The 22681-nt window shown below is 64.1% G+C and carries 21 protein-coding genes and 1 tRNA gene; 18 read left to right on the plus strand and 4 right to left on the minus strand.

Features of this window, described 5'->3' with window-relative positions:
- The 4 genes from IC50_RS22840 to IC50_RS22860 form a co-directional block, all read left to right on the plus strand.
- Nucleotides 1-909 (plus strand): amidase family protein (locus tag IC50_RS22840; protein ID WP_035709938.1); only part of this gene is annotated, 909 nt, incomplete at its 5' end.
- A complete protein-coding gene (locus tag IC50_RS22845; RefSeq protein ID WP_085973914.1) occupies nt 900-1202 on the plus strand; it encodes a hypothetical protein in 303 nt (100 codons plus the stop codon). The genes IC50_RS22840 and IC50_RS22845, both read left to right, overlap by 10 nt.
- The gene (gene gatB, locus IC50_RS22850; protein ID WP_035709941.1) at nt 1199-2677 is read left to right on the plus strand and encodes an Asp-tRNA(Asn)/Glu-tRNA(Gln) amidotransferase subunit GatB; all 1479 of its coding nucleotides are present in this window, start codon (nt 1199-1201) and stop codon (nt 2675-2677) included. Before IC50_RS22845 ends, gatB begins: the two co-directional genes overlap by 4 nt.
- A gap of 1533 nt (nt 2678-4210) precedes the next feature.
- The gene (locus IC50_RS22860) at nt 4211-4477 is read left to right on the plus strand and encodes a hypothetical protein (protein WP_035709947.1); all 267 of its coding nucleotides are present in this window, start codon (nt 4211-4213) and stop codon (nt 4475-4477) included.
- Between the two features lie 473 nt (nt 4478-4950).
- Here the strand turns inward: IC50_RS22860 and IC50_RS22870 are convergent.
- Nucleotides 4951-5043 (minus strand) — tRNA-Ser (locus IC50_RS22870).
- A gap of 784 nt (nt 5044-5827) precedes the next feature.
- On the opposite strand from IC50_RS22870, the gene IC50_RS22875 reads away from it, so the two are divergent.
- Complete coding sequence (locus IC50_RS22875; RefSeq protein WP_035709953.1) at nt 5828-7345, plus strand: porin; 1518 nt, start codon at nt 5828-5830, stop codon at nt 7343-7345.
- Between the two features lie 476 nt (nt 7346-7821).
- On the opposite strand, the gene IC50_RS22880 is transcribed toward IC50_RS22875, so the two are convergent.
- Nucleotides 7822-10239: a transglycosylase SLT domain-containing protein gene (locus tag IC50_RS22880; RefSeq protein ID WP_035709980.1), complete on the minus strand. Its 2418-nt coding sequence runs from the start codon at nt 10237-10239 to the stop codon at nt 7822-7824.
- Between the two features lie 280 nt (nt 10240-10519).
- Here IC50_RS22880 and dapA point away from each other — a divergent pair, with 280 nt between their 5' ends.
- The 4 genes from dapA to IC50_RS22900 are packed head-to-tail and all read left to right on the plus strand — an operon-like array spanning nt 10520 to nt 12995.
- Nucleotides 10520-11410 carry a 4-hydroxy-tetrahydrodipicolinate synthase gene (dapA, locus tag IC50_RS22885; RefSeq protein ID WP_035709955.1) on the plus strand — a complete coding sequence of 297 codons (891 nt, stop codon included), beginning with the start codon at nt 10520-10522 and terminating at the stop codon, nt 11408-11410.
- Nucleotides 11411-11462: 52 nt separating this feature from the next.
- Nucleotides 11463-11876, plus strand: coding sequence for a large conductance mechanosensitive channel protein MscL (gene mscL, locus IC50_RS22890; RefSeq protein ID WP_035709982.1), 414 nt, complete (start codon nt 11463-11465; stop codon nt 11874-11876).
- Between the two features lie 59 nt (nt 11877-11935).
- Nucleotides 11936-12409, plus strand: coding sequence for an SsrA-binding protein SmpB (gene smpB, locus IC50_RS22895; protein WP_035709956.1), 474 nt, complete (start codon nt 11936-11938; stop codon nt 12407-12409).
- Nucleotides 12410-12413: 4 nt separating this feature from the next.
- A complete protein-coding gene (locus tag IC50_RS22900) occupies nt 12414-12995 on the plus strand; it encodes a peroxiredoxin (RefSeq protein ID WP_035709958.1) in 582 nt (193 codons plus the stop codon).
- Between the two features lie 100 nt (nt 12996-13095).
- Here IC50_RS22900 and IC50_RS22905 read toward each other — a convergent pair whose 3' ends face one another.
- Nucleotides 13096-13770, minus strand: a complete 675-nt coding sequence (locus IC50_RS22905) for a uracil-DNA glycosylase (protein ID WP_035709960.1) — start codon at nt 13768-13770, stop codon at nt 13096-13098.
- Nucleotides 13751-14395: a LabA-like NYN domain-containing protein gene (locus IC50_RS22910; protein ID WP_027573659.1), complete on the minus strand. Its 645-nt coding sequence runs from the start codon at nt 14393-14395 to the stop codon at nt 13751-13753. The genes IC50_RS22905 and IC50_RS22910 overlap by 20 nt, the downstream gene beginning before the upstream one ends.
- 329 nt (nt 14396-14724) lie before the next feature.
- Here IC50_RS22910 and rpoZ point away from each other — a divergent pair, with 329 nt between their 5' ends.
- The 9 genes from rpoZ to recO all read left to right on the plus strand — a co-directional run.
- A complete protein-coding gene (gene rpoZ, locus IC50_RS22915) occupies nt 14725-15117 on the plus strand; it encodes a DNA-directed RNA polymerase subunit omega (RefSeq protein WP_007603391.1) in 393 nt (130 codons plus the stop codon).
- Nucleotides 15118-15325: 208 nt separating this feature from the next.
- On the plus strand, nt 15326-17605 hold the full coding sequence (locus IC50_RS22920; RefSeq protein ID WP_035709963.1) for a RelA/SpoT family protein: 2280 nt from the start codon (nt 15326-15328) through the stop codon (nt 17603-17605).
- A gap of 45 nt (nt 17606-17650) precedes the next feature.
- Nucleotides 17651-18403 (plus strand): pyridoxine 5'-phosphate synthase, encoded by a 753-nt coding sequence (locus IC50_RS22925; RefSeq protein WP_035709965.1) that lies wholly within the window; start codon nt 17651-17653, stop codon nt 18401-18403.
- Complete coding sequence (gene acpS, locus IC50_RS22930; protein WP_035709967.1) at nt 18400-18819, plus strand: holo-ACP synthase; 420 nt, start codon at nt 18400-18402, stop codon at nt 18817-18819. The genes IC50_RS22925 and acpS overlap by 4 nt, the downstream gene beginning before the upstream one ends.
- Nucleotides 18820-19068: 249 nt before the next feature.
- The gene (lepB, locus tag IC50_RS22935; protein ID WP_035709969.1) at nt 19069-19833 is read left to right on the plus strand and encodes a signal peptidase I; all 765 of its coding nucleotides are present in this window, start codon (nt 19069-19071) and stop codon (nt 19831-19833) included.
- Nucleotides 19830-20666, plus strand: coding sequence for a ribonuclease III (gene rnc, locus IC50_RS22940; RefSeq protein ID WP_035709971.1), 837 nt, complete (start codon nt 19830-19832; stop codon nt 20664-20666). The genes lepB and rnc overlap by 4 nt, the downstream gene beginning before the upstream one ends.
- A complete protein-coding gene (gene era / locus IC50_RS22945) occupies nt 20656-21585 on the plus strand; it encodes a GTPase Era (protein ID WP_035709973.1) in 930 nt (309 codons plus the stop codon). The genes rnc and era overlap by 11 nt, the downstream gene beginning before the upstream one ends.
- Nucleotides 21586-21606: 21 nt before the next feature.
- Nucleotides 21607-21987, plus strand: a complete 381-nt coding sequence (locus IC50_RS22950; RefSeq protein WP_035709975.1) for a hypothetical protein — start codon at nt 21607-21609, stop codon at nt 21985-21987.
- A 140-nt stretch (nt 21988-22127) separates the two neighbouring features.
- On the plus strand, nt 22128-22681 hold a 554-nt coding region (recO, locus tag IC50_RS22955; protein ID WP_035709976.1), incomplete at its 3' end, for a DNA repair protein RecO.

Genomic DNA, 22681 nt, shown 5'->3' on the forward strand with positions numbered 1-22681 from the left:
ACGGCGACCGTCGGCATCAAGCCGACCTATGGCCGCTGCTCGCGCTGGGGCATCGTCGCGTTTGCCTCCTCGCTCGACCAGGCGGGCCCGATCGCACGCAGCGTGCGCGATGCGGCCATGCTGCTGCGCTCGATGGCCGGGCACGATCCGAAGGACACCACCTCGGTCGACATGCCCGTGCCGGATTACGAGGCCGCAATCGGCAAGTCCGTGAAGGGCCTCAGGATCGGCATCCCCAGGGAATATCGTCTCGACGGCATGCCGGCCGAGATCGAGAAGCTGTGGAGCGAGGGCGCGGCCTGGCTTAAAGCCGCCGGCGCCGAGCTCGTCGAGGTTTCGCTGCCGCACACGAAATATGCGCTGCCGGCCTATTACATCGTGGCGCCGGCGGAGGCGTCCTCCAACCTCGCGCGCTATGACGGCGTGCGCTATGGCCTGCGCGAGCAGGGCAGGAACATCATCGAGCTCTACGAGAACACCCGCGCCGAGGGCTTTGGCGCGGAGGTGAAGCGCCGTGTCATGATCGGCACCTATGTGCTCTCGGCCGGCTATTACGACGCGTACTATCTGCGGGCCCAGAAGGTGCGCACGCTGATCAAGAAGGATTTTGAGGATTGCTTCGCCAAGGGCGTCGACGCGATCCTCACCCCCGCGACGCCGTCGGCGGCCTTCGGCATCGGCGAGAAGGGCGGCGCCGATCCGGTCGAGATGTATCTCAACGACATCTTCACGGTGACCGTGAACATGGCGGGCCTGCCCGGCATCGCCGTGCCCGCGGGCAAGGACGCGCAGGGCTTGCCGCTCGGCCTGCAACTGATCGGACGGCCCTTCGACGAGGAGACGCTGTTCTCGCTCGGCGAGGTGATCGAGCAGGCCGCCGGCCGCTTCACGCCCGCGAGGTGGTGGTGAATGTCGCTGGCTTCATCGCGAGCCTTGACGGCGCCGCGCCCGCACCGGAGCTGAGCGCGCCGCTCACGGGTCTCTGGTGGGCCGCCAAGGGCGACTGGGACCAGGCGCACAAGATCGTTCAGGATGACAACGGCCGCGCTGCTGCCTGGGTGCACGCCTATCTGCACCGCGTCGAAGGCGATCTCGGCAATGCCGGTTACTGGTACCGCCAGGCCGGCCAGCCGGCGGCAAAGGATTCATTGGAAGCGGAGTGGGAGCGGATCGCTGCCACGCTGCTCGGGAGCAGGACATGAGCACGGCCACGCACAAGCTTCTCAAGGGTGCCACCGGCGATTGGGAGATGGTCATCGGTATGGAGATCCATGCCCAGGTGACCTCGAACTCGAAGCTGTTCTCGGGCGCATCGACCGCATTCGGCGGCGAGCCGAACAGCCACGTATCGCTCGTCGACGCCGCGATGCCGGGCATGCTGCCCGTCATCAACGAGGAATGCGTCAGGCAGGCTGTCCGGACGGGGCTCGGTCTCAACGCGCAGATCAATCTGCGTTCGGTGTTCGACCGGAAGAACTATTTCTATCCCGACCTGCCGCAGGGCTACCAGATCAGCCAGTACAAATCTCCGATCGTTGGCGAGGGCGAAGTGATCGTCGATCTCGACGGCGGCAAGACGGCGACGATCGGTATCGAGCGACTGCATCTGGAGCAGGATCCCGGCAAAATGCTGCACGACCGGTCGCCGTCGCTGTCCTTCATTGACTTCAACCGCTGTGGCGTGGCGCTGATGGAGATTGTCTCGAAACCGGACATCCGTGACGCCGAGCAGGCCAAGGCCTACGTGACCAAGCTACGCTCGATCATGCGCTACCTCGGCACCTGTGACGGTGACATGGAGAAGGGAAGCCTACGCGCCGACGTCAATGTGTCCGTGCGCAAGCCCGGCGCGCCGCTCGGCACCCGCTGCGAGATCAAGAACATGAACTCGATCACCTTCATCGGCCAGGCGATCGAGTACGAGGCGCGTCGCCAGATCGAGATCCTCGAGGACGGCGGCCAGATCGAGCAGGAGACCCGTCGGTTCGATCCCAACAAGGGCGAGACGCGCTCGATGCGGTCCAAGGAAGAGGCGCATGACTATCGCTACTTCCCCGATCCCGATCTGCTGCCGCTGGAGTTCAGCCAGGAATTCGTCGACGAGTTGAAGGCGAAGCTGCCGGAGCTGCCGGATCAGAAGAAGACGCGCTTCGTCGCCGACTTCGGCCTGTCGGCCTATGATGCGAGCGTGCTGGTCGCCGAGCGCGAGAGTGCGGTGTTCTACGAGACGGTGCTCGACAGGCTCGCCAACCGCGCGCGCGACGGCAAGATGGCGGCGAACTGGGTGATCAACGAGCTGTTCGGCCGTCTCAACAGGGAAGGCCGGGATATTACGGACTCTCCGGTCAATGCCGAGCAGCTCGCGGCGATCATCGATCTGATCGGCGAGGGCACGATCTCGGGCAAGATCGCCAAGGATCTGTTCGAGATCGTCTGGCAGGAGGGCGGCGATCCCCGCGCGCTGGTGGAAAGCCGCGGCATGAAGCAGGTCACCGACCTCTCGGCGATCGAGAAGGTTGTCGACGACATCATCGCGGCCAATCCCGACAAGGCCGCGCAGGTCAAGGACAAGCCGCAGTCGCTCGGCTGGTTCGTCGGTCAGGTGATGAAGGCGTCCGGCGGCAAGGCCAATCCGCAGAGCGTCAACGACTTGCTCAAGTCCAAGCTCGGCATCTAGCCTCGCGCGCTCGAACGAGGTGACGGACACGTTCGTCACCTCGCTTTCGGCTCTCGGTGCGACGCTCGCGCGCATCCTCGGCGGCTCGCTTCGTCCCGTCGGCGGCGACGCCGCGCCCGAATCGCCGCCACGCGATTCGCGCGAAACGGCGGCTTGCACACGCTCGGACGAGCGTTCGCGCCGTTAAGCACGAAAATATTTTCATTGCCAAAATTCGCGACTCAGAGTCCGCGAAGCGCCTTTGCGAGGTGATGGAAGGAATGGCGATGCACGTCGCCGCGTTGATCGCGCGCGGCGCGCGCATGCAGAAAAATACTTGTCGCATAGTGTTTTTCTGCAATCGCATCCGTCGCGAACGTCGACGATGCGCCCGCTCGCCGTGATCGCAGCTGCGCGTCATGCGGTGCGCTTGCGTCGCGCTCGCCAAGCGCAGGCGCGTTGCGCCGTCAACACTTCTTTAAGCGAGACGCTGTTTTTTTCTTCGTGTTGGTGTATTCGGGATGAAGTGCATTCGATCCCCGAGTGCACGCAGCGATTAAAGCCATCTCACACATCGGAGGGCAACATGGCCAAGAAAGCGAAGAAGGCGAAGGCGAAGAAGGCGAAGAGCGCAGTGAAGAAGACTGCGAAGAAGACCCGCAAGGTCGCGAAGAAGAAGAAGTAACTTCGCTTCTGAAGTTGCCGGCTCCAGATAGCCGGCACGTCATCAGCGCCTCCCAGAGGTTCTGGTCGACGATAGAGGGTGTCGGCGAGACATCAGGTCAACGGTCGGATCGTTCTCTTTAACGGTCCGGCAGAAGAAACGAGTTTTCTTCGTTCGGTGCGGTTCTCCTCGAGGGGCTCCGCAATTTCACGAGTGGCCTTCGGGCCAAAGTGGAATCTGGTCCTGACGTGTTCGCCGACGCCCTCGTTCTCCTGAGGCCGGGGTATTGCCGGCATTCCTTTTCCCCGACATTGCTGATCTGACCGCGACGTGGCCGCGCTGCCTTGGAGCAGGCGAAGCGCTGCGCGCATGTTGGCTGCCTGCTGCAGTCCGCGGGTCGTTCCACGTGTGCGGTGTCATCGACCGGCGTCGACCGGACGATCCGGTACGCCGCAGCTTGTCAGCGGATCACTGCTGCCTCTGGAATACTGGGTCACCCGCCTGCCGCCTTCGCTGAAGCTTCGGCAGGACCGCATGCCCCGGCGCAGCCGGGTCGCGGACGACGCCAGCGAACGGGACGCCACATCACACGCGCCACTGCGCGCGATGGTTATCGATGTCCTGAGATTCCAGGGTAAACCGAATCTGACGAATTGCAGAAGTGCCTGCAAACCGGGGATTTTTTGAATTCACCGTGCGGGCGTCGCACGCTCGCGTTTACGTCTGCTTCATCGCGATACTTAAACTGCCATTCAAATTTGCCCGCCATCATCGCCTCCAACAAGCCGGCAAGCGGCATGGGCAGGAAGACTCGGGGAAGAGTTGAACAGCTATCTGGACGGGAGCCGCGCTCGGGGAGCGAGGCGGCACAAGAACAAAGGGGATGCGTGATGTTTCAGGGTACTTTCGATCTGGAGACGGCAACGCCGATCGACGCGGGCGCGCTGTCGGACGTGCTGTTCGAGCGCGGGATCTATTGGGCGAGCGGCCGCTCCGGGATCGTCGATCTCGTCGCCGCGCACAAATGGTTCAACCTCGCCGCGTTGAAGGGCCGCAAGGACGCCGTGGCGCTGCGCCAGGAAGTCGCCGGACAGATGTCTGACGCCGAGATCTCGGTCGCGCAGCGCGAGGCGAGGGCCTGGATCTCCGCGCGCTGAGATGAGTCGCGACTCACCCGTGTTTGCACGGGGCGGCCGGGTTGCGCTGAATCAAGTTTCTGCCTCGTGCCGTGGCATAAGACCCGACGGCATGGGCGACCAAGGTACGAATGGACGATGGCTGCCGATTCAGATCGCTCCGGACGAGTGCGATCTGGAACTCGGACGTCTGCACAAGACGGGAGTTGTGCCTTGGCCCTTTCCGTGCCGGCGCAAGGGCGGCGTCTGGTTCAATGTCTGGGCCGACGAGGCCGTGCTGATATCGCCCTCGCATTGGCGGATATGGCGATCCGGTATCTAGGTGCGCACACACATATATAAGGAGCACGTGAATCTATAAGGAGCACGTGAATCGAGTTGAGCTCGCCATGCTCATCCTCGCCCCAGGCTTTCGCGCCAACTTCACGATCGCTTTCAGGTGAAAGAACGCAGCGACCTGGATTGCAGGGACCTGGGTTGATTCTGCCGCTGGGTGGCGGAGAGGGAGGGATTCGAACCCTCGATACAGCTTGAGACCGTATGACGCTTTAGCAAAGCGTTGCCTTCAGCCACTCGGCCACCTCTCCGGTGCGAGCCTTATGCCTCTAATTAGTTGGGCCGGTCAATTTGGAAGCGCGTGTTTTTGCTCGAATATTCCCAGTGATTTTCGAAGCAAGACGGATTTGTTCTCGGGCGAGAGCGTAGCGCTGCGAGAGCAGAGCCGAAGCTGGAACGGCTGGCGCATGGCCGGCGTCGGAAGCTGAATTTGCCAGGGAATTCAATGGCGCGTGAGAGGGGCCGGAACCTGGCATCCCTGCGCCCTGGTTCGCCGAGCTGCCGGGGCCCGATCCCGATGATCCCCGCGCGACAAGAGAGTGTTTGCCGCCCGCCTGTGGCCAGACTGGGAGTCGCGGAGGCAGGCTGATGCCTGCTCATTTGAGTCTCCCTTGTGATTCCACGATTCGAGCCCGTCGAACCCCCTCCAGGCCGACATCCCGGCTAGGGCGCCTCATGTGGGGAACTTTGATGGCAAACGGAACCGCCAAAAAAATATCAATGTAAACAATATGTTGCGAGGGCGATCTGATCACATCTGCGTGTTATTTGTGCAACACCCGTCGGAAAACACGCTCCATCGGCCCGTTTCGGAGCGTTCTGTTGTTGTGTGTGCAAGGACGTTCGGTAATTGTGGCTGAGCGACGGAGGGGGGCATCCCGAGGTCGTCCCGTTTAGGTCATTCGCTTAAGTCCCTCGCGTTCATGCGGGTGTGTCCGAAGGCGCGAAGGAGCCCAAAGCGGTGATTTAGAGGGGGTTGGGGAATTGGCCGTCCGGTCAGTGACCTTCCCTGAAAGAGCAACTTGGAGGTTTAACATGAAGTTGGTTAAGAGCCTTTTGCTCGGCTCAGCGGCGGGTCTGATCGCCGTGGGCGGAGCGCAGGCAGCCGATCTGCCCGTGAAGGCCAAGGCGGTCGAATACGTGAAGATCTGCTCCCTGTACGGAGCCGGTTTCTACTACATCCCGGGCACTGACACCTGCATCAAGCTGGGTGGTTACCTGCGCGCTGAAGTCGCGCTGGGCACCAACAGCGTCTACAACGGCGCGTTCAGCGGCGCTGCTGGCGCTCACAACCGCCTCAGCAACTACTACACCATGCGCGCTCGTGAGGATCTCAACATCGACACGCGCACCGCGACCGAATACGGCGTGGTCCGCACGTTCTTCGATGCGACCTTCTCGTGGACGACCGGCGGATACACCGGTGGCGGCACGACCGCGTACGACTCGGCCCCTCCCGGTACCTCGGGCAGTGGCTCGGTGGCCGGTGGTGCGCTCGGCGTGTACTACGCCTTCATCCAGTTCGCTGGCTTCACGATGGGTAAGGCGGTCTCCCAGTTCTCCGCTCCCTGGACCAACTATCCCGGCAACAACTTCGACGGTCTCGTCGGTGGCGGCGGCACGGTTACCGGTGTCAACCAGTTCACCTACACCGCTGACTTCGGTCAGGGCATCACGGCGTCGTTCTCGGCGCAGGACCAGGTCCAGTACTATCAGGCTGGTATCAACAACCTCGCTGTGCCGGGCACCTTCGGCTACGGCACCAGCGATATCGCTGGCTCGCGCTCGCCGGACCTCGTCGCTATGGTTCGCGTCGACCAGGCTTGGGGTCTGTTCCAGGCGTCGGTTGCGGCTCATGAGAACCATGCGGGCTACTACGGCGCCACCGAAGTCACCGGTCATCCCGGCGACAAGTGGGGTTGGGCGGCTCAGCTGGCCTTGTCGATCAAGAACATCCCGACGGGTGCGGGTGACACGATCAACATCCAGGGCGTCTACACCGACGGTGCGACCCGTTACAACATCCAGGACCTCGCCGGTGGCGCTGGTGCTTGGACGAGCTACGGCAGCACGGGCCTGGCCGGCGCGTATCAGAGCCTCGGCATTGCCTTCGCGCCTGACGCGGTGTTCGTGACCGGTGGTGGCCTGGAGCTGGTCCAGACCTGGGGTATGCGCGGTGCGTACACCCACAACTGGGATCCGTACTGGAACACGGCTATCTACGGTGCGTACGCTGGAGTTCGCTACAGTGGCGCAGCCAAGACCGCGATGTGCGGCGTGGGCGGCACCATTTCGGTTGCTCTCGGCATTGCCTCGGCTTCCTGTAACCCCGACTACAACATCGCTCAGCTGGGTCTCATCACCCGCTGGACGCCCGTCAAGAACCTGACCTTCTCGGCTGACTTCAACTGGACCCATCTGGACCAGAAGTATGCAGCTGGAACGGTCACCGCTGCTGGCGCCAGTGCGGCCTTGGCCAAGCCTGTCGCGGCTTACGAGCTCAAGGATCAGGACTCGTTCACCCTGCTCCTCCGCGCTCAGCGCAACTGGTAAGTTCGGTCTAACGACCTGACAAGGAACCCCGGCGGGCAACCGCCGGGGTTTTTCTTTTGCCGGCCGTGCCTGCTTCGCTTGGCGCAATGGTCCGACTTGCTGCGCCACGCTCCGTTGATCTCATTGTTCTTCGCCGCGGCCTGATGGACGTCGCCGTGGAAAAGGGAGAGGGCCGCGCTGCAAGCGGTTTCCGACCCGAGGCGCGCGGAGGAGGACTGCGGGTACCCGGGCCAGCCGTCCAGGCACCCTGACGATCTGGCCTTGCGGCAGGAGCGATCCACGCCTTCATCCGCCAGCCGAGGCACCGGCGAGCGTGCCGACCGGACCGCAATCGCCGCGGCGCTCACGGCGCGCGTGGCAAGGTCACGCCGGAAGATCGTGGGCGATCGCTGAAGAGGCCTCGGCGACTCAAGGTCCTGCTGACGAGGACGGTGCCGGCTATCCTGGCTGCCGGCTGCGAGTCGAACGAGGGGTCTCTATTCCACGCTTCCGACGCCGCGGCGCAGATCGGCTTCGATCTGCAACCGCGTGCCGCCGCCGAAGCGGGCGCGGTAGACCTGAAGGTTCTCCATGATCCGCTGCACGTAGTTGCGCGTCTCGGAGAACGGAATCAGCTCGACCCAGTCGACCGCATCGACCTTCGGGTCGCGCGGATCGCCGTAGCGCTCGACCCACTTCCTCACGCTGCCGCGGCCGGCATTGTAGGCGGCGAAGGTCATGATGTAGGAGCCGCGATAATCCTCGAGCAGTCCGCCGAGCTCGGCCGAGCCGAGCGTGGCGTTGTAGACCGGATCGTTCTTCAGCCGCCCCAGGTCGTAGGTCGCGCCGTGGCGCTTGCAGACGTAGCGGGCGGCGTCCGGCGTCACCTGCATCAGCCCATAGGCCTGCGCCGGCGAAACCACACGCGGATTGAACGCGCTCTCCTGTCGCGCGATCGCATAGACGATGCTGCGCTCGACCTCGGGGCCGATCGGCGTGAACTGCGGAATGCCGTTGACCGGGTAGGCATAGAAGTCGAACGGCAGGCCGCGATTGAGCGCCCCTTTGCCGAGCAGCAGCATGCCGCGCGCGTCGCTATAGCGCTGGGCGAGCTCGCCAAGGCCGGCAAGCGCTTCCGGATCGCCGTTCTCGCCCATGTCGGCGAGCATGGGCACCGCGAGCTCGCGCTCGTCGAGCTCGTAGAGCAGTTGCGCAGCGCGCACGATCTCCAGCCGCTCGGCGCCGCGCCCGCGCGGCTGGCGGTTGAGCTCGATCTGCGGCAGGCCCAGCTTGGCCCGGGCGAGCTGGCCGTAATAGCTGGTCGACTGTTCGGCGGCGCGGGCATAGGCGTTGCGCGCCTCCTGCTGGCGGCCCAAAGCTTCCGCGGCGCGGCCCTGCCAATAGCCGGCACGCGCCAGCGCGGTCGGATTGACGCTGCCGACGCCGATGCGGGCAAAATGCTGGGTGGCGGTCGCGGGGTCGTTGAGGAAGCGCAGCGCGATCCACCCGGCGGTGAATTCCTGCTCGGTCTTGTAGATGTCGCGCGAGGGCAGGGCGGCATCGCGCGCAATCAGATAGGCGCTGCGGAATTCCTCGGTGTCGATCATCTTGCGGGCCAGAAGGCGCCGCTCGATCCACCATTCGTCGAGATTGTGGAGCCGACCCGGATCCTTCGGCGCGGATAGCATGAGCTGGGCGGCCTCGGTGAACTTCTCCTCGCGGCGCAGGAGCTGGATCCTGCTGAAGATGTAGCCGGGGTCATTGTGCAGCTCGCGCGGCACCGCCTCGAGCAGCGCCCGCGTGTTCGGCGCTTTCTTGACGGCGGCGATGCGGGCCCTGGCGAGCGCGACATAGCCGGCGCCGAGCCGCTTTGCGGCGCGCATCGCCGCCTCGGTCTCGCTGCCGTAGAGCAGGGTGTCCATCCGCGCTTTCTGGTCCCCCGGCGTCAGCAGGGCACCGAACTGGTCGAGCGCGTTGTTCTCGGTGTCCTCCGACATCGGATCGCTGCGCCAGGCCTCGCGCACCAGCCGCTCGGCATTGGCGCGGTCGCCGCGCGCCAGCATCGCCTTTGCGAGCGTGAAGCGGCCCTTGGCGGAGATCGGAGACTCGTTCTCGAACCACGACCACGCGACCGAATCGTCGCGCTTGTCGTCCCACATCGCCGCCTCGAGGCGCCGGCGCAGGAAGACCTGCGACGGCCAGCTCGGATTGGCGGAGAGGAAGGCGCGATAGCGTTCCACGGTCGCGCCGTTGTCCTCGCTGCGCAGGATGATCCATTCGGCGAGCTTTCGCGCGACGGGATCCGAGATGCCGGCCGCGGCGTTGGTGGCGTCGCCGGCCTTGCGCTTGCGCACGAGCTCGATGACGCTCTCCAGCGTGTCCTTGTCGGCTTGCGACGTCGACGACGTCGCAGCGACCGCGGCCGGGATGACCGGCTTGCGCGGCGCCGCATGCTGGCGGGTCGCAGGGGCCAGCACGGGAGCTGCGACCGGTCTGGCGGCAGCCGGGGCGGCGGGTCTGACGGTGGCCGTCGCGGCCGGCGCGGGTGCGGCCTTGGGGTGCGATCGGTGGGTCGCAGGTTGTGATTTCGACGAGGGCGCCGCTGCCGTGGGCCTGGGCTTGTCCTTCGCGGGTTCCTTGCCAGCTGCATCCTTGCCAGCAGTATCCTTGGCAGGCTTCTTCGCGGCATCCTTGGCCTGAGCGCCGGACGCACCCTTGCTCGCGCCCTTCGCCGCGTCCTTGCCGGTTCCCTTGACTGTTTCCCTACTCGATCCTTTGTCTGGCTCCTTGGCCGGTCCCTTGGCCGGTCCTTTGGCCGCGTCCTTGGTAGCCGGCTTCGCGGTGTCCCTGGCCGTTTCCGCCGTCGTCTCATTGGACTTGGCGAGGGCGGCGCAGCCCACCGACAGCCCTGCCATCAGGCACATGAACAGACCGGTGGATCGCCATGCGGCACGAACAGAGGAGGTCACGGCGTTTCGTCGCCCCGAATCAGTGAAGTGGCTCAAGACCTAGCTGAATTCGATTGAATATGCGGAGAAAATACCAACAGCGGCTTACCTCGGGCCGATTTGCACCATCACCGCGGCAAAATCGCGGCCTAAAGGCTGCCTCACACGGAAGCGGGCCTTTGACCGGCAGGACAGACCCGATATGAATGGGGCTTGCTCAAGAGATAGCCGCGTACGGAGGAAGTCCATGGCAGCCAAGACGAAATTCCGGGGGTCGTTCACCGCCTTGGTCACGCCGTTCAAGAACGGCTCGCTGGACGAGGCGGCGTTCCGCTCCCTGGTCAACTGGCAGATTTCGGAGGGGACCAATGGCCTCGTCCCGGTCGGCACCACCGGCGAGAGCCCGACGCTCAGCCATGACGAGCACAAGAAGGTCGTCGAATGGTGCATCGCTGAAGCCAAGGGCCGCGTGCCTGTGATCGCGGGCGCCGGCTCCAACTCGACCAAGGAGGCGATCGAGCTCTCGCGGCACGCCGAAAAGGCGGGCGCGGACGCGGTGTTGATCGTCACGCCCTACTACAACAAGCCGACCCAGGAAGGGATGTACCAGCACTTCAAGGCCATCAACGACGCAATCGGTATTCCGATCATCATCTACAACATCCCGCCGCGTTCAGTCATCGACATGTCGGTCGACACCATGAAGCGGCTGTGGGAGCTGAAGAACATCGCCGGCGTCAAGGACGCCACCGCCAGCATGGTTCGCGTGTCGCAGCAGCGCGCGGCGATGGGCGAGGATTTCAACCAGCTCTCGGGCGAGGACGCCACCATCATCGGCTACATGGCCCATGGCGGCCATGGCTGCATCTCGGTGACCTCGAACGTCGCGCCGCGCCTGTGCTCGGAGTTCCACGCCGCCTGGCAGAAGGGCGACACCAAGGCGGCGCTCGCGATCCACGACAAGCTGATGCCGCTGCACAACAACCTCTTCATCGAGAGCAATCCGGCGCCGATCAAGTACGCGATGTCGCTGCTCGGCAAGCTCGACGAGACGATGCGACTGCCGATGGTGCCGGTTTCGGAGCCGACGCGCGTTGCCGTGCGCAGTGCCATGGTGCACGCTGGGCTGATCAACTGATGCGCTAGCCAAATCGGGGGGCGTCATGAGCGTCGACGAGAAGGGCATGCGGATGCTCAAGGAGTTCCGCGAGTTCGCCATGAAGGGCAACGTCGTCGACCTCGCGGTCGGCGTCATCATCGGCGCGGCCTTCGGGGCCATCGTCAACTCGCTGGTCGGCGACGTCATCATGCCGATCATCGGCGCCGTCACCGGCGGGCTCGACTTCTCGAACTACTACACCCCCTTGTCGAAGGCAGTCACCGCCACCAACTTAGCTGATGCGAAAAAGCAAGGCGCCGTGCTGGCTTGGGGCAGCTTCCTCACGCTGACGCTCAACTTCATCATCGTCGCCTTCGTGCTATTCCTGGTCATCCGCGCCATGAACACGCTGAAGCGCAAGGAAGAGGCGGCGCCGGCCGCTCCCCCGAAGCCGTCGGCCGAGGTCGAGCTGCTGACCGAGATCCGCGATCTCCTCAAGAAGTGACGCGCGCACTTCATCCGAACTGTTAGAATCCGCGCGCATCTCTGTCAGGTTTGTCCGTCATGGCCGATAAGAACGAACGTCCGATCAAGGTCATGGCGGAAAATCGCAAGGCCCGCTTCAATTACGCCATCGAGGACACGATCGAGGCGGGCATTGCGCTGACCGGCACCGAGGTCAAATCGATCCGCAACGGCAAGAGCACGATCGCGGAATCCTACGCCGATTCCAAGGACGGCGAGATCTGGCTGATCAACGCCACCATTCCAGAATATCTCCAGGGCAACCGATTCAATCACGAGCCCAAGCGGCCGCGCAAACTGCTTCTCCACCGCCGGCAGATCAACAAGCTGATGGGCGCGGTCGACCGCGAGGGCATGACGCTGATCCCGCTCAAGCTTTACTTCAACGAGCGCGGTCGCGCCAAGCTGCAGCTGGCGGTTGCAAAAGGCAAGAAACTGCACGACAAACGCGAGTCCGAGAAGAAGCGCGACTGGAGCCGGGAGAAGGGCCGGCTGATGCGGGCGAGGGGATGACGGGATGAATCAGCGGAACCTGCTCGAGGTCGATTGGAGCCAGATTCCCGCGCCCTCCGACGACGGCGGCGCCGCGCATCTCGAGGGCATGATGTTGCCGTCGATCAGCCTGCTCGCAACCGACGACACGTCGGTCACGCTGTCGGCGCTGCGCGGCCGCATCGTCGTGTTCGCCTATCCCCGCACCGGCGAGCCCGGCAAGATCGCGCTGGTGGATGATTGGGACATGATCCCGGGGGCACGTGGTTGCACGCCCCAGACTTGCGCGTTTCGTGATCTGTTCGCCGAGCTGAAAGCCGCCGGTGCCTCCCACGTGTTCGGCCTCTCGAGCCAGAGCAACGAATACCAGACCGAGATGGCCTCGCGCCTTCATCTGCCGTTCCCGGTGCTCTCGGACGAGCAGCTGGCGCTCACGCGCGCCTTGAACTTGCCCACGATGGAGGTCGCAGGCCTGACGCTGATCAGGCGCCTGGCGCTGATCATCGATGACGCCAGGATCACGCATGTGTTCTATCCGGTGTTTCCGCCCGACCGGAACGCCGGTGAGGTGCTCGACTGGCTGAAGGCCAATCCCACCAAGGGCTAGATCGCCGGCACCGGATGCTGTTTGAATCGATGCGAGCCGAGGGTTTCACCTCTCCGCGCCGGGAGAGGTGAACCCTGCCTAGTCTGACTGTATCAAGGCTCTAATCGAGATCCGCCTTCACCTTCGCGAACACGCTCCGGAACATGACCGGCGTCAGCACGCCCGTGTTCGTGTTGTAGCGCGAGCAATGATAGCTGTCGTAGAGCTTGAACGCGCCGGCCTGATGCACCGCGCCGTGGCCGAAGGGGGCCTGCGAGCCCTTCAAATTCAGCGGCTTGAGCACGCTGTCGTGCGCAATCCGCCCGAGCGCGACGATCGCGCGCAGGTTCGGCATCGATGCGAGATTCGCCGCGAGAAACTGACGGCAGGTGTTGATCTCGACCGGCAGCGGCTTGTTCTGCGGCGGCACGCAATGCACCGCATTGGCGATCCGGCAGTCGACCAGTTTCAGGCCGTCATCGGGGCGCGCCTGATAGGTCCCCCTGGCAAAGCCGTGTTCGATCAGCGTGGTGTAGAGCAGGTCGCCGGCATAGTCGCCGGTGAATGGCCGTCCCGTGCGGTTGGCGCCCTGCATTCCCGGCGCGAGGCCCACGATCAAAAGGCGCGCCTTGATGTCGCCGAAGGGCGCAACCGGCGCATTGTGCCACGACGGCTCGCGTGCGCGATTCGCCTCGCGAAAGGCGACCAGGCGCGGACAGAGCGGGCAGTCACGGTCGGGAACGACGGTGAGAGGCTGGCGGCCTGACCGGGCCGCCTCACTCCTCGAAGTCGTCATCGCCCCTCGGCGCCATCGTGGTTGCGCGCTGGAGGAATTGCGGGGCGTGGTGGCGTTCGCCACGCTCGCCACGGTCACGCGGGGCGGGGCGTTCGGACGGATCGCGGCCGAGCTTGGATTGCAGCTCGACGAGGTCGGTGAAGACGTCGGCCTGGCGGCGCAGTTCGTCGGCGATCATCGGCGGCTGGCTTGCGATGGTGGAGATCACCGTGACCCGCACGCCGCGGCGCTGCACGGCCTCGACCAGGGAGCGGAAGTCGCCGTCACCCGAGAACAGCACCATCTGGTCGATGTGCTCGGCGAGCTCCATGGCGTCGACGGCGAGCTCGATGTCCATGTTGCCCTTCACCTTGCGGCGGCCGGAGGCGTCGATGAATTCCTTGGTCGCCTTGGTGACGACGGTGTAGCCGTTGTAGTCCAGCCAGTCGATCAATGGGCGGATCGAGGAGTATTCCTGGTCTTCGATGATGGCGGTGTAATAGAACGCCCGCAACAACGTCCCGCGGCTCTGAAACTCCTTCAGCAGGCGCTTGTAGTCGATGTCGAAGCCCAGAGTTTTCGCCGTCGCGTAGAGATTGGCCCCATCGATGAAGAGCGCGATCTTGTTGGTAGGAGAAGGTGACATTCAGTTTGCTCGCGTAGTAGTCGTGATTGATCGTTTTTTGTTGGCGCGGCGATGGCAAGCCGCGCAGTTCTAGAGTGCCGCTGAGACCCGTCGAAACCGCAAATCCGGAGAAGTCGGGGCAATCAAGGTATAGTTATGGCGGACTTGCATACGCCCGATGCCGCCCTCGATGGCAGCATGGAAAACCATCCGTCCTGGCCCCAATGTGGGGTTACCAGAGCCGTTTGGCGAGGCCAAATCACAAATTGGCCTTGCGAAACCCTCCCGGCCCCTATAACTAACGCCATTCATCCACATATTTCGTCCCACCCACAACGGAGCGACAGTCCATGGCTCGCGTCACCGTAGAAGATTGTATCGACAAGGTCGACAACCGGTTTGACCTGGTCCTGCTGGCCGCCCACCGTGCCCGCATGATTTCGTCCGGTTCACAACTAACGGTTGACCGCGATAACGACAAGAACCCTGTTGTGTCTTTGCGCGAAATTGCCGAGACGACGATTTCGCCGGAGGACCTCCGCGAGGAGCTGGTGCACTCGCTCCAGAAGTTCGTCGAGGTGGATGAGCCCGAGCCGGACACGGTGCCGCTGATCGGTTCCGCGGGTGCGAGCGTCGATGCGGACGACACCGAGGTTGCCGTGGAGCGCATGACCGAAGAGGAGCTCCTGAAGGGTCTGGAAGGCCTCGCGCCTCCCGAGGAGCAGCCCGAGGAAGACGAGTAATTCCTCCGTCGCGATCGTCGACTTCTTGTGATCTTATCAAAGGCCCGAACCGTCGTTCGGGCCTTTGCTTTTGTTGACGTTTTCGTGGTTACCATAGCGTTGCCGGCTGGCGCTGCGTCCTGTCACTGAATTGATCGGACACAAGTGCGATCGGAGCTAGGATGTATACAACGGGGCCGGCCCAGGGCCCGTTTGAAGGCAGGACGGCATGGCGTATCGGCGCAGACCCTTGCAGATGCAGGCAGCAACCGAATCGGTTGCAGTGGCCCCGGCTGCGCCCGTCGCGCGTCCGGCCAGGCCCCGCGCGCGCATGATGCGTCAATATGACCTCGTCGAGCGCGTCAGATCCTACAATCCCAACACCAACGAAGACCTGCTGAATCGGGCCTATGTCTACGCCATGAAGGCGCATGGTTCGCAGACCCGCGCCTCGGGCGATCCGTATTTCTCGCACCCGCTCGAAGTGGCGGCGATTCTCACCGACCTGAAGCTCGACGACGCCACCATCGTGGCCGCCCTGCTTCACGATACGATCGAGGACACGGAAGCGACGCGGGCCGAGATCGATCAGATCTTCGGGCCCGAGATCGGCGCGCTGGTCGAGGGCCTGACCAAGCTGAAGCGGCTCGAGCTGGTCTCGCGCGAGGCCAAGCAGGCCGAGAATCTGCGCAAATTGCTGCTGGCCATTGCCGACGATGTCCGCGTGCTTCTGGTCAAGCTCGCCGACCGCCTGCACAACATGCGCACGCTGGACTTTGTGCCGACGGAATCGCGCCGGCGCATCGCCGAGGAGACGCTCGACATCTACGCTCCGCTGGCGGGGCGCATGGGCATGCAGGAAATGCGCGAGGAGCTGGAGGATCTGTCCTTCCGCACCCTCGATCCCGAAGCCTATTCGGTGGTGATGCAGCGGCTCGACGCGCTCGCCGAGCGCAACCGCAACCTGATCGGGGAGATCGAGGACCAGCTCTCCAACAATCTGCGTCACCGGGGCCTCGGCGCGCGCGTCTATGGCCGCCGCAAGAAGCCGTTCTCGATCTGGACCAAGATGGAGCGCAAGTCAGTCGGCTTCGAGCAATTGTCCGACATCTTCGGCTTCCGCCTCGTCGTCAACGACATCGAGGCCTGTTATCGCGCGCTCGGGATCGTCCATACCACCTGGCCGGTCGTGCCGGGGCGCTTCAAGGACTACATTTCGACGCCGAAGCAGAACGACTACCGCTCGATCCATACCACGGTGATCGGCCCTGGTAACCAGCGCGTCGAGCTCCAGATCCGAACCGAGGCGATGGACCAGATCGCCGAGCGCGGCATCGCCGCACATGTGTTCTACAAGGAAGGCGTCGGCTCGCCGACCGAATTCCTCAAGCGCGAGTCCACTGCGTTCGCCTGGCTGCGCCACACTATCGGAATCCTCTCGGAGAGCGCCAATCCGGAGGAATTCCTCGAGCACACCAAGCTCGAGCTGTTCCACGACCAGGTGTTCTGCTTCACCCCGAAGGGCAAGCTGATCGCGTTGCCCCGCCACGCCAACGTGATCGATTTCGCCTATGCCGTGCATACCGACGTGGGCAACAGCGCGGTGGGCTGCAAGATCAACGGCAAGTTCGCGCCGCTGTCCTCGGAACTCCAGAATGGCGACGAGGTCGAGGTGCTGACCTCCGAGGCGCAATCGGCACCGCCGTCGGCCTGGGAGACACTCGCCGTCACCGGCAAGGCGCGCGCCGCGATCCGCCGCGCCACGCGCACCGCGGTGCGCGATCAATATGTCGGCCTCGGCCGGCGCATCGTCGAGCGCCTGTTCGAGCGCGCCAAGATCGAATACGCCGACGACAAGCTCAAGGGCGCGCTGCCGCGGCTCGCGCGCACCTCGATCGAGGACGTCATGGCGGCGGTTGGCCGGGGCGAGATCAAGGCGTCCCACGTCGCGCGTGCGATGTACCCCGACTACAAGGAGGAGCGCATTGCGCGCTACGGCGTCAAGAAGGGGCTCGCCGCCAAGCTCAAGGAGAAGTCCTCGGAACCGCGCAGCCCGGTTGCGATCCCGATCCGCGGCATCAATTCCGACCTTCCGGTGAAGTTTGCTCCGAACGGCGGCGCCGTGCCCGGGGATCGCATCGTCGGTATCGTCACGCCGGGCGAGGGCATCACGATCTATCCGATCCAGGCGCCGGCCCTGAAGGATTTCGAGGAGGAGCCGGAGCGCTGGCTCGACGTCCGCTGGGACATCGAGGATTCCGCACCGCAACGTTTCCCGGCCCGTATCAAGGTGGAGAACGTCAACGAGCCCGGCGCGCTGGCGCAGATCGCGACCGTGATCGCCGAGCATGACGGCAACATCGACAACATCAGCATGCAGCGCCGCTCGCCCGATTTCACGGAGACGACGATCGACCTCGAAGTCTACGATCTGAAGCACCTGAGCGCGATCCTGGCCCAGTTGCGCGCGAAGGCGGTCGTCGCCAAAGTCGAACGTGTTAATGGATAGACGCTTTGCCTATGCGTCTGTCGTCCTGATTTCGTGAGTCCTGAAATGCCCGCTTCGAAGCTCCGCCTCGGCGTCAATGTCGATCATGTCGCGACCCTGCGTAACGCGCGCGGCGGCCGCAATCCCGATCCGGTGCGCGCGGCGCTGCTCGCGATCGAGGCCGGTGCCGACGGCATCACCGCCCATTTGCGCGAGGATCGCCGGCACATCCGCGACGAGGACATGGCGCGGCTGAAGGCCGAGATCTCCAAGCCGCTCAATTTCGAGATGGCGGCGACCGACGACATGATGCGCATCTCGCTCGCCACCAGGCCGCATGCGGTTTGCCTGGTTCCGGAGCGGCGCCAGGAGGTGACGACCGAGGGCGGGTTGGATGTGGTCGGCCAGCACAACGCGCTCGCGCCTTATATCGCGCGGCTGAACGATGCCGGCATCCGGGTTTCGCTGTTCATCGCGGCCGATCCCGCCCAGATCGAAATGGCGGCCCGGCTGCGCGCGCCCGTGATCGAGATCCACACCGGCGCCTGGTGTGACGCCGTCGTCGACGGCCATGGCGACAAGGCGGCGGCCGAATGGCAACGGATCGTCGTGGGGGCGAAGCTGGCGAAGGCCGCCGGGCTCGAGGTTCATGCCGGGCACGGGCTGGACTACGCGACGGCGGAGACGATCGCGGCCCTGCCTGAGATCATGGAGCTCAATATCGGCTACTACATGATCGGCGAAGCGCTGTTCGTGGGGCTGGCCGAGACCGTGCGCAACATGCGCGCGGCGATGGACCGCGGCCGGAGCCGGGCATGATCATCGGCATCGGCTCCGACCTGATCGACATCACCCGCGTGGCCAAGGTGATCGAGCGCCATGGCGAGCGCTTCCTCGACCGCATCTTCACGGCAGCCGAGCGGGCCAAGGCCGAGCGGCGTGCCAGGAACGAGAAGATGGTGGTGGCGACCTACGCCAAGCGCTTTGCCGCCAAGGAGGCCTGCTCCAAGGCGCTAGGCACCGGCATCAGGCGCGGCGTCTGGTGGCGCGACATGGGGGTGGTCAACCTGCCGGGTGGGCGGCCGACCATGCAACTGACCGGCGGCGCCCTGGCCCGGCTCCAGGCCCTGACGCCGGAAGGGTTCGAGGCGCGGATCGACCTGTCGATCACCGACGACTGGCCGCTGGCGCAGGCCTTTGTCGTCATTTCCGCCGTCCCGCCGCCGAAACCCTGACGGTGCGTCGGAAATTTTGTGATTTTCGTTGCAAATCAATGTCTTACTCAGTTTTGATGCGATCCTTGATTGCGTGGCCTCCGACAACCGTCTAAAAGTCCGCCGACGCAAATCAGCTTGGGCGAATTCGGCTTTACGCCGGAATTGGCCCTCACTATCAGAATCAGGACAATCTCCATGGGCCGCGAAGCAATGGGCTGCTCGCGCCAGGAGGGCGCTCTGTGATCGCCGGCCGGAATTGAGAGAGCAATGAGCGTGACTTCAGGAACGAAAACTGAGAGCGGCGTCGGTGAAACGATCCGGGTCGTGATCCATGCCCTCCTGATCGCACTGGTGATCCGCACCTTCCTGTTTCAGCCCTTCAACATCCCGTCCGGCTCGATGAAGGCGACATTGCTGGTCGGCGACTATCTGTTCGTCTCGAAATATTCCTACGGCTACAGTCACTATTCGATTCCGTTCTCGCCGCCGCTGTTCTCGGGACGGATCTGGGGCTCGGATCCGAACCGCGGCGACATCGTCGTGTTTCGCCTGCCGAAGGACGATTCGACCGACTACATCAAACGCGTGATCGGCCTTCCCGGCGACCACGTCCAGATGCGGGACGGGCTGCTCTACATCAACGACACGCCGGTCGAGCGGCAGCGCATGAGCGAATATGTCGGCGAGGACCCCTGCGGCTCGGAAGGCGGCGGCATCTCCCGGGTGAAGCGCTGGAAGGAGACGCTGCCGAACGGCGTGTCCTATGAGACGCTGGACTGCGCCGACAACGGCTACATGGACAACACCAACGTCTACACGGTGCCGCCCGGCCACTTCTTCATGATGGGCGACAACCGCGACAACTCCACCGATAGCCGCTTTCTCGGCCAGGTCGGCTACGTGCCGCGGGAGAATTTGATCGGCCGCGCCCAGATGATCTTCTTCTCCATCGCTGAAGGCGAGCATGCCTGGATGTTCTGGCGCTGGCCGTGGGCGGTACGCTGGAAACGCTTCTTCAAAATCGTCCGATGAAAGACGAAGCCAAGGACATCGCGACCCAACCGACCGAGGCGCAAGCGGGCCCCGAAGGGGAAGCTGCGACCAAGACCGTTGCGAACAAGACACCTGCGAAGAAGAAGCGGGTGCGGAGCAGCAAGGCCAAGGGCACGGATGCGAACGCGGCGCTCGAGGCGCGCATCGGCCACAGCTTCGCTGACCCGAACCTCTTGATGCAGGCGATCACGCATGTTTCTGCGCTGAAGTCCGGGCGCAAGCGAGGCGACAGCTATCAGCGACTGGAATTCCTCGGCGACCACGTGCTCGGGCTCGTCGTCTCCGACATGCTCTATCACGCTTTCCCGAACGCCGACGAAGGCGAGCTGTCCAAGCGCCTTGCCGAGCTCGTGCGCAAGGAAAGCTGCGCCGACGTCGCCAAGTCGCTCGGCCTGCTCGACGACATCAAGCTCGGCTCGGTCGGCTCCAGTGCCGACGCCCGCCTGCGCAAGTCCGTCCTCGGTGACATCTGCGAGGCCGTTATCGGCGCCATCTTCCTCGACGGCGGCCATGCGGCGGCGGCCGAATTCGTCAAGCGCAACTGGACCGAGCGCATGCACAAGCCGCGCCGTCCCTTGCGCGATCCCAAGACCGTCCTTCAGGAATGGGCGCAAGGCAAGGGACTGCCGACGCCGGTCTACCGCGAGGTCGAGCGCACCGGCCCGCATCACGATCCGCAGTTCCGCGTCGCCGTCGACCTGCCGGGGCTGGCGCCGGCCGAAGGCATCGGCGGCAGCAAGCGCGCGGCAGAGAAGGTGGCGGCTTCGGTGATGATCGAACGCGAAGGCGTTGGCGGCGGCAATGACGGCTGAAGCAAGCGGCGGGGCGCCGTCCACTGCTACGCGCTGCGGTTTCGTTGCGCTGATCGGCGCGCCGAATGTCGGCAAATCCACGCTGGTCAACGCGCTGGTCGGCGCCAAGGTCACGATCGTCTCGCGCAAGGTGCAGACCACGCGCGCGCTGATCCGCGGAATCGTGATCGAGAACAACGCACAAATCATCCTGGTCGACACGCCCGGCATCTTCCTGCCCAAGCGGAGGCTCGACCGCGCCATGGTCTCGACCGCCTGGAGCGGGGCCCATGATGCCGATCTCGTTTGCGTGCTGCTCGATGCCAAGACCGGGATCGACGAGGAGGCCGAGGCCATCCTCGCCAAGGCGGCCAGCGTCAACCACGAGAAGATCCTTGTCATCAACAAGGTCGACCTGGTCCAGCGCGAGAAGCTGCTGGCTCTGGCCCAGGCCGCCAACGAGCGCATGGAGTTCGCGCGGACCTTCATGATCTCGGCGATCTCGGGTGACGGCGTCGACGATATCCGCAAGACGCTCGCGGAAATGGTGCCGCCGGGCCCGTTCCTCTATCCCGAGGATCAGATGTCGGACGCGCCGATGCGGCAGCTCGCGGCCGAAATCACGCGCGAGAAGATCTATCAGAAGCTGCACCAGGAATTGCCCTACCAGTCCACGGTCGAGACCGATAAATGGGAGGAGCGCAAGGATAAGTCGGTGCGCATCGAGCAGACGATCTTCGTCGAGCGCGAAAGCCAGCGCAAGATCGTGCTCGGAAAGGGCGGCGCCACCATCAAGTCGATCGGCGCGGATTCGCGGAAGGAACTGATGCAGATCCTGGATGTGCCGGTGCATCTGTTCCTGTTCGTCAAGGTGCGCGAGAACTGGGGCGACGATCCCGATCGCTACCGCGAGATGGGCCTGGATTTCCCCAAGGAATAACCAAGAAAAGATCGGTAACCGATGAGCGTGCCCAGCAACGTCCGGCGCTTCGAAGCGCTGCTCTATGCATCGTTGATGCTGGATGCCCTCTCGGTCGCGGTGCAGGACCGCACGCCCAATGCGGAGATGACCGAGCAGATGATCATGACGGCGACCTTGCTCGCCGGCGGCATGATCCTGCTCCTCGTCTATTTCGTCTGGCTGGCCGCGCATTGGCGCAAGAACTGGCCGCGCTGGGTGCTGGCGGCGGCCCTGGTGTTGTCGGTGATTTCGCTCGGCCAGATCATCGGCGAGAAGGGCATGGAGCTCGACAGCGCCATCGAGATCGTCTCCTGCGCGCTGACGACGATGGGGCTGTATTGCTCCTTCACCGGCGATGCGAAGGACTGGTTCAACGCGTGAATTGATCTGTTCTGTCGTTCCGGGGCGATGCGAAGCATCGAACCCGGAATCTCGAGATTCCGGGTTCGCCTCTTCGAGGCGCCCCGGAATGACGGGGGATGGCGCTGCGCTCCCGACTGGAATCCTGTAGTATTCCTTCCATGGAATGGACCGATGAAGGCATCGTGCTGGGCGTGCGGCGGCATGGCGAGAGCAGCGCCATCGTCGAGCTTTTGACGCGCGCGCACGGCCGGCATCTCGGCCTCGTGCGCGGAGGGGCCGGCTCGCGGATGCGGCCGCTCTTGCAGCCCGGCAACAGCGTCAGCGCGGTGTGGCGGGCGCGGCTCGACGAGCATCTCGGTACCTATGCGATCGAGGGATTGAAGCTGCGTGCCGCGACGCTGCTGGCATCGTCGCACGGCGTCTATGGCGTCACCCATCTGGCTTCGATCGCGCGGCTCTTGCCGGAACGCGATCCGCACGAAGACATCTTTGCGCTGCTCGAACATTCGCTCGAGGATTTCGACGATATCGGCAGCGCGGCCGTGCACGTCATCCATTTCGAGCTGGCGATGCTCGCCGAGCTGGGTTTCGGCCTGGCGCTGGACAATTGTGCGGTGACGGGCGAGACCACGGACCTGATCTATGTCTCGCCGAAATCCGGCGGTGCGGTGTCGCGCGACGCGGGCGAGCCGTGGCGCGACCGGCTGGTGTG

The organism is Bradyrhizobium genomosp. I (2014) (genome assembly GCF_000261685.1).
Classification (GTDB): Bacteria; Pseudomonadota; Alphaproteobacteria; order Rhizobiales; family Xanthobacteraceae; genus Bradyrhizobium.

What these genes read in the sequence shown, in the direction of transcription:
- dapA (WP_035709955.1), top strand. Translation starts at nt 10,520, where the DNA reads ATGGCAGCCAAGACGAAATTCCGGGGGTCGTTCACCGCCTTGGTCACG.
- IC50_RS22875 (WP_035709953.1), top strand. Translation starts at nt 5,828, where the DNA reads ATGAAGTTGGTTAAGAGCCTTTTGCTCGGCTCAGCGGCGGGTCTGATC.
- rpoZ (WP_007603391.1), top strand. Translation starts at nt 14,725, where the DNA reads ATGGCTCGCGTCACCGTAGAAGATTGTATCGACAAGGTCGACAACCGG.
- lepB (WP_035709969.1), top strand. Translation starts at nt 19,069, where the DNA reads ATGAGCGTGACTTCAGGAACGAAAACTGAGAGCGGCGTCGGTGAAACG.
- IC50_RS22950 (WP_035709975.1), top strand. Translation starts at nt 21,607, where the DNA reads ATGAGCGTGCCCAGCAACGTCCGGCGCTTCGAAGCGCTGCTCTATGCA.
- mscL (WP_035709982.1), top strand. Translation starts at nt 11,463, where the DNA reads ATGCTCAAGGAGTTCCGCGAGTTCGCCATGAAGGGCAACGTCGTCGAC.
- acpS (WP_035709967.1), top strand. Translation starts at nt 18,400, where the DNA reads ATGATCATCGGCATCGGCTCCGACCTGATCGACATCACCCGCGTGGCC.
- IC50_RS22860 (WP_035709947.1), top strand. Translation starts at nt 4,211, where the DNA reads ATGTTTCAGGGTACTTTCGATCTGGAGACGGCAACGCCGATCGACGCG.
- era (WP_035709973.1), top strand. Translation starts at nt 20,656, where the DNA reads ATGACGGCTGAAGCAAGCGGCGGGGCGCCGTCCACTGCTACGCGCTGC.
- gatB (WP_035709941.1), top strand. Translation starts at nt 1,199, where the DNA reads ATGAGCACGGCCACGCACAAGCTTCTCAAGGGTGCCACCGGCGATTGG.
- IC50_RS22925 (WP_035709965.1), top strand. Translation starts at nt 17,651, where the DNA reads ATGCCCGCTTCGAAGCTCCGCCTCGGCGTCAATGTCGATCATGTCGCG.
- rnc (WP_035709971.1), top strand. Translation starts at nt 19,830, where the DNA reads ATGAAAGACGAAGCCAAGGACATCGCGACCCAACCGACCGAGGCGCAA.
- smpB (WP_035709956.1), top strand. Translation starts at nt 11,936, where the DNA reads ATGGCCGATAAGAACGAACGTCCGATCAAGGTCATGGCGGAAAATCGC.
- IC50_RS22880 (WP_035709980.1), bottom strand. Translation starts at nt 10,239, where the DNA reads ATGGCAGGGCTGTCGGTGGGCTGCGCCGCCCTCGCCAAGTCCAATGAG.
- IC50_RS22910 (WP_027573659.1), bottom strand. Translation starts at nt 14,395, where the DNA reads ATGTCACCTTCTCCTACCAACAAGATCGCGCTCTTCATCGATGGGGCC.
- IC50_RS22920 (WP_035709963.1), top strand. Translation starts at nt 15,326, where the DNA reads ATGGCGTATCGGCGCAGACCCTTGCAGATGCAGGCAGCAACCGAATCG.
- IC50_RS22905 (WP_035709960.1), bottom strand. Translation starts at nt 13,770, where the DNA reads ATGACGACTTCGAGGAGTGAGGCGGCCCGGTCAGGCCGCCAGCCTCTC.
- IC50_RS22900 (WP_035709958.1), top strand. Translation starts at nt 12,414, where the DNA reads ATGAATCAGCGGAACCTGCTCGAGGTCGATTGGAGCCAGATTCCCGCG.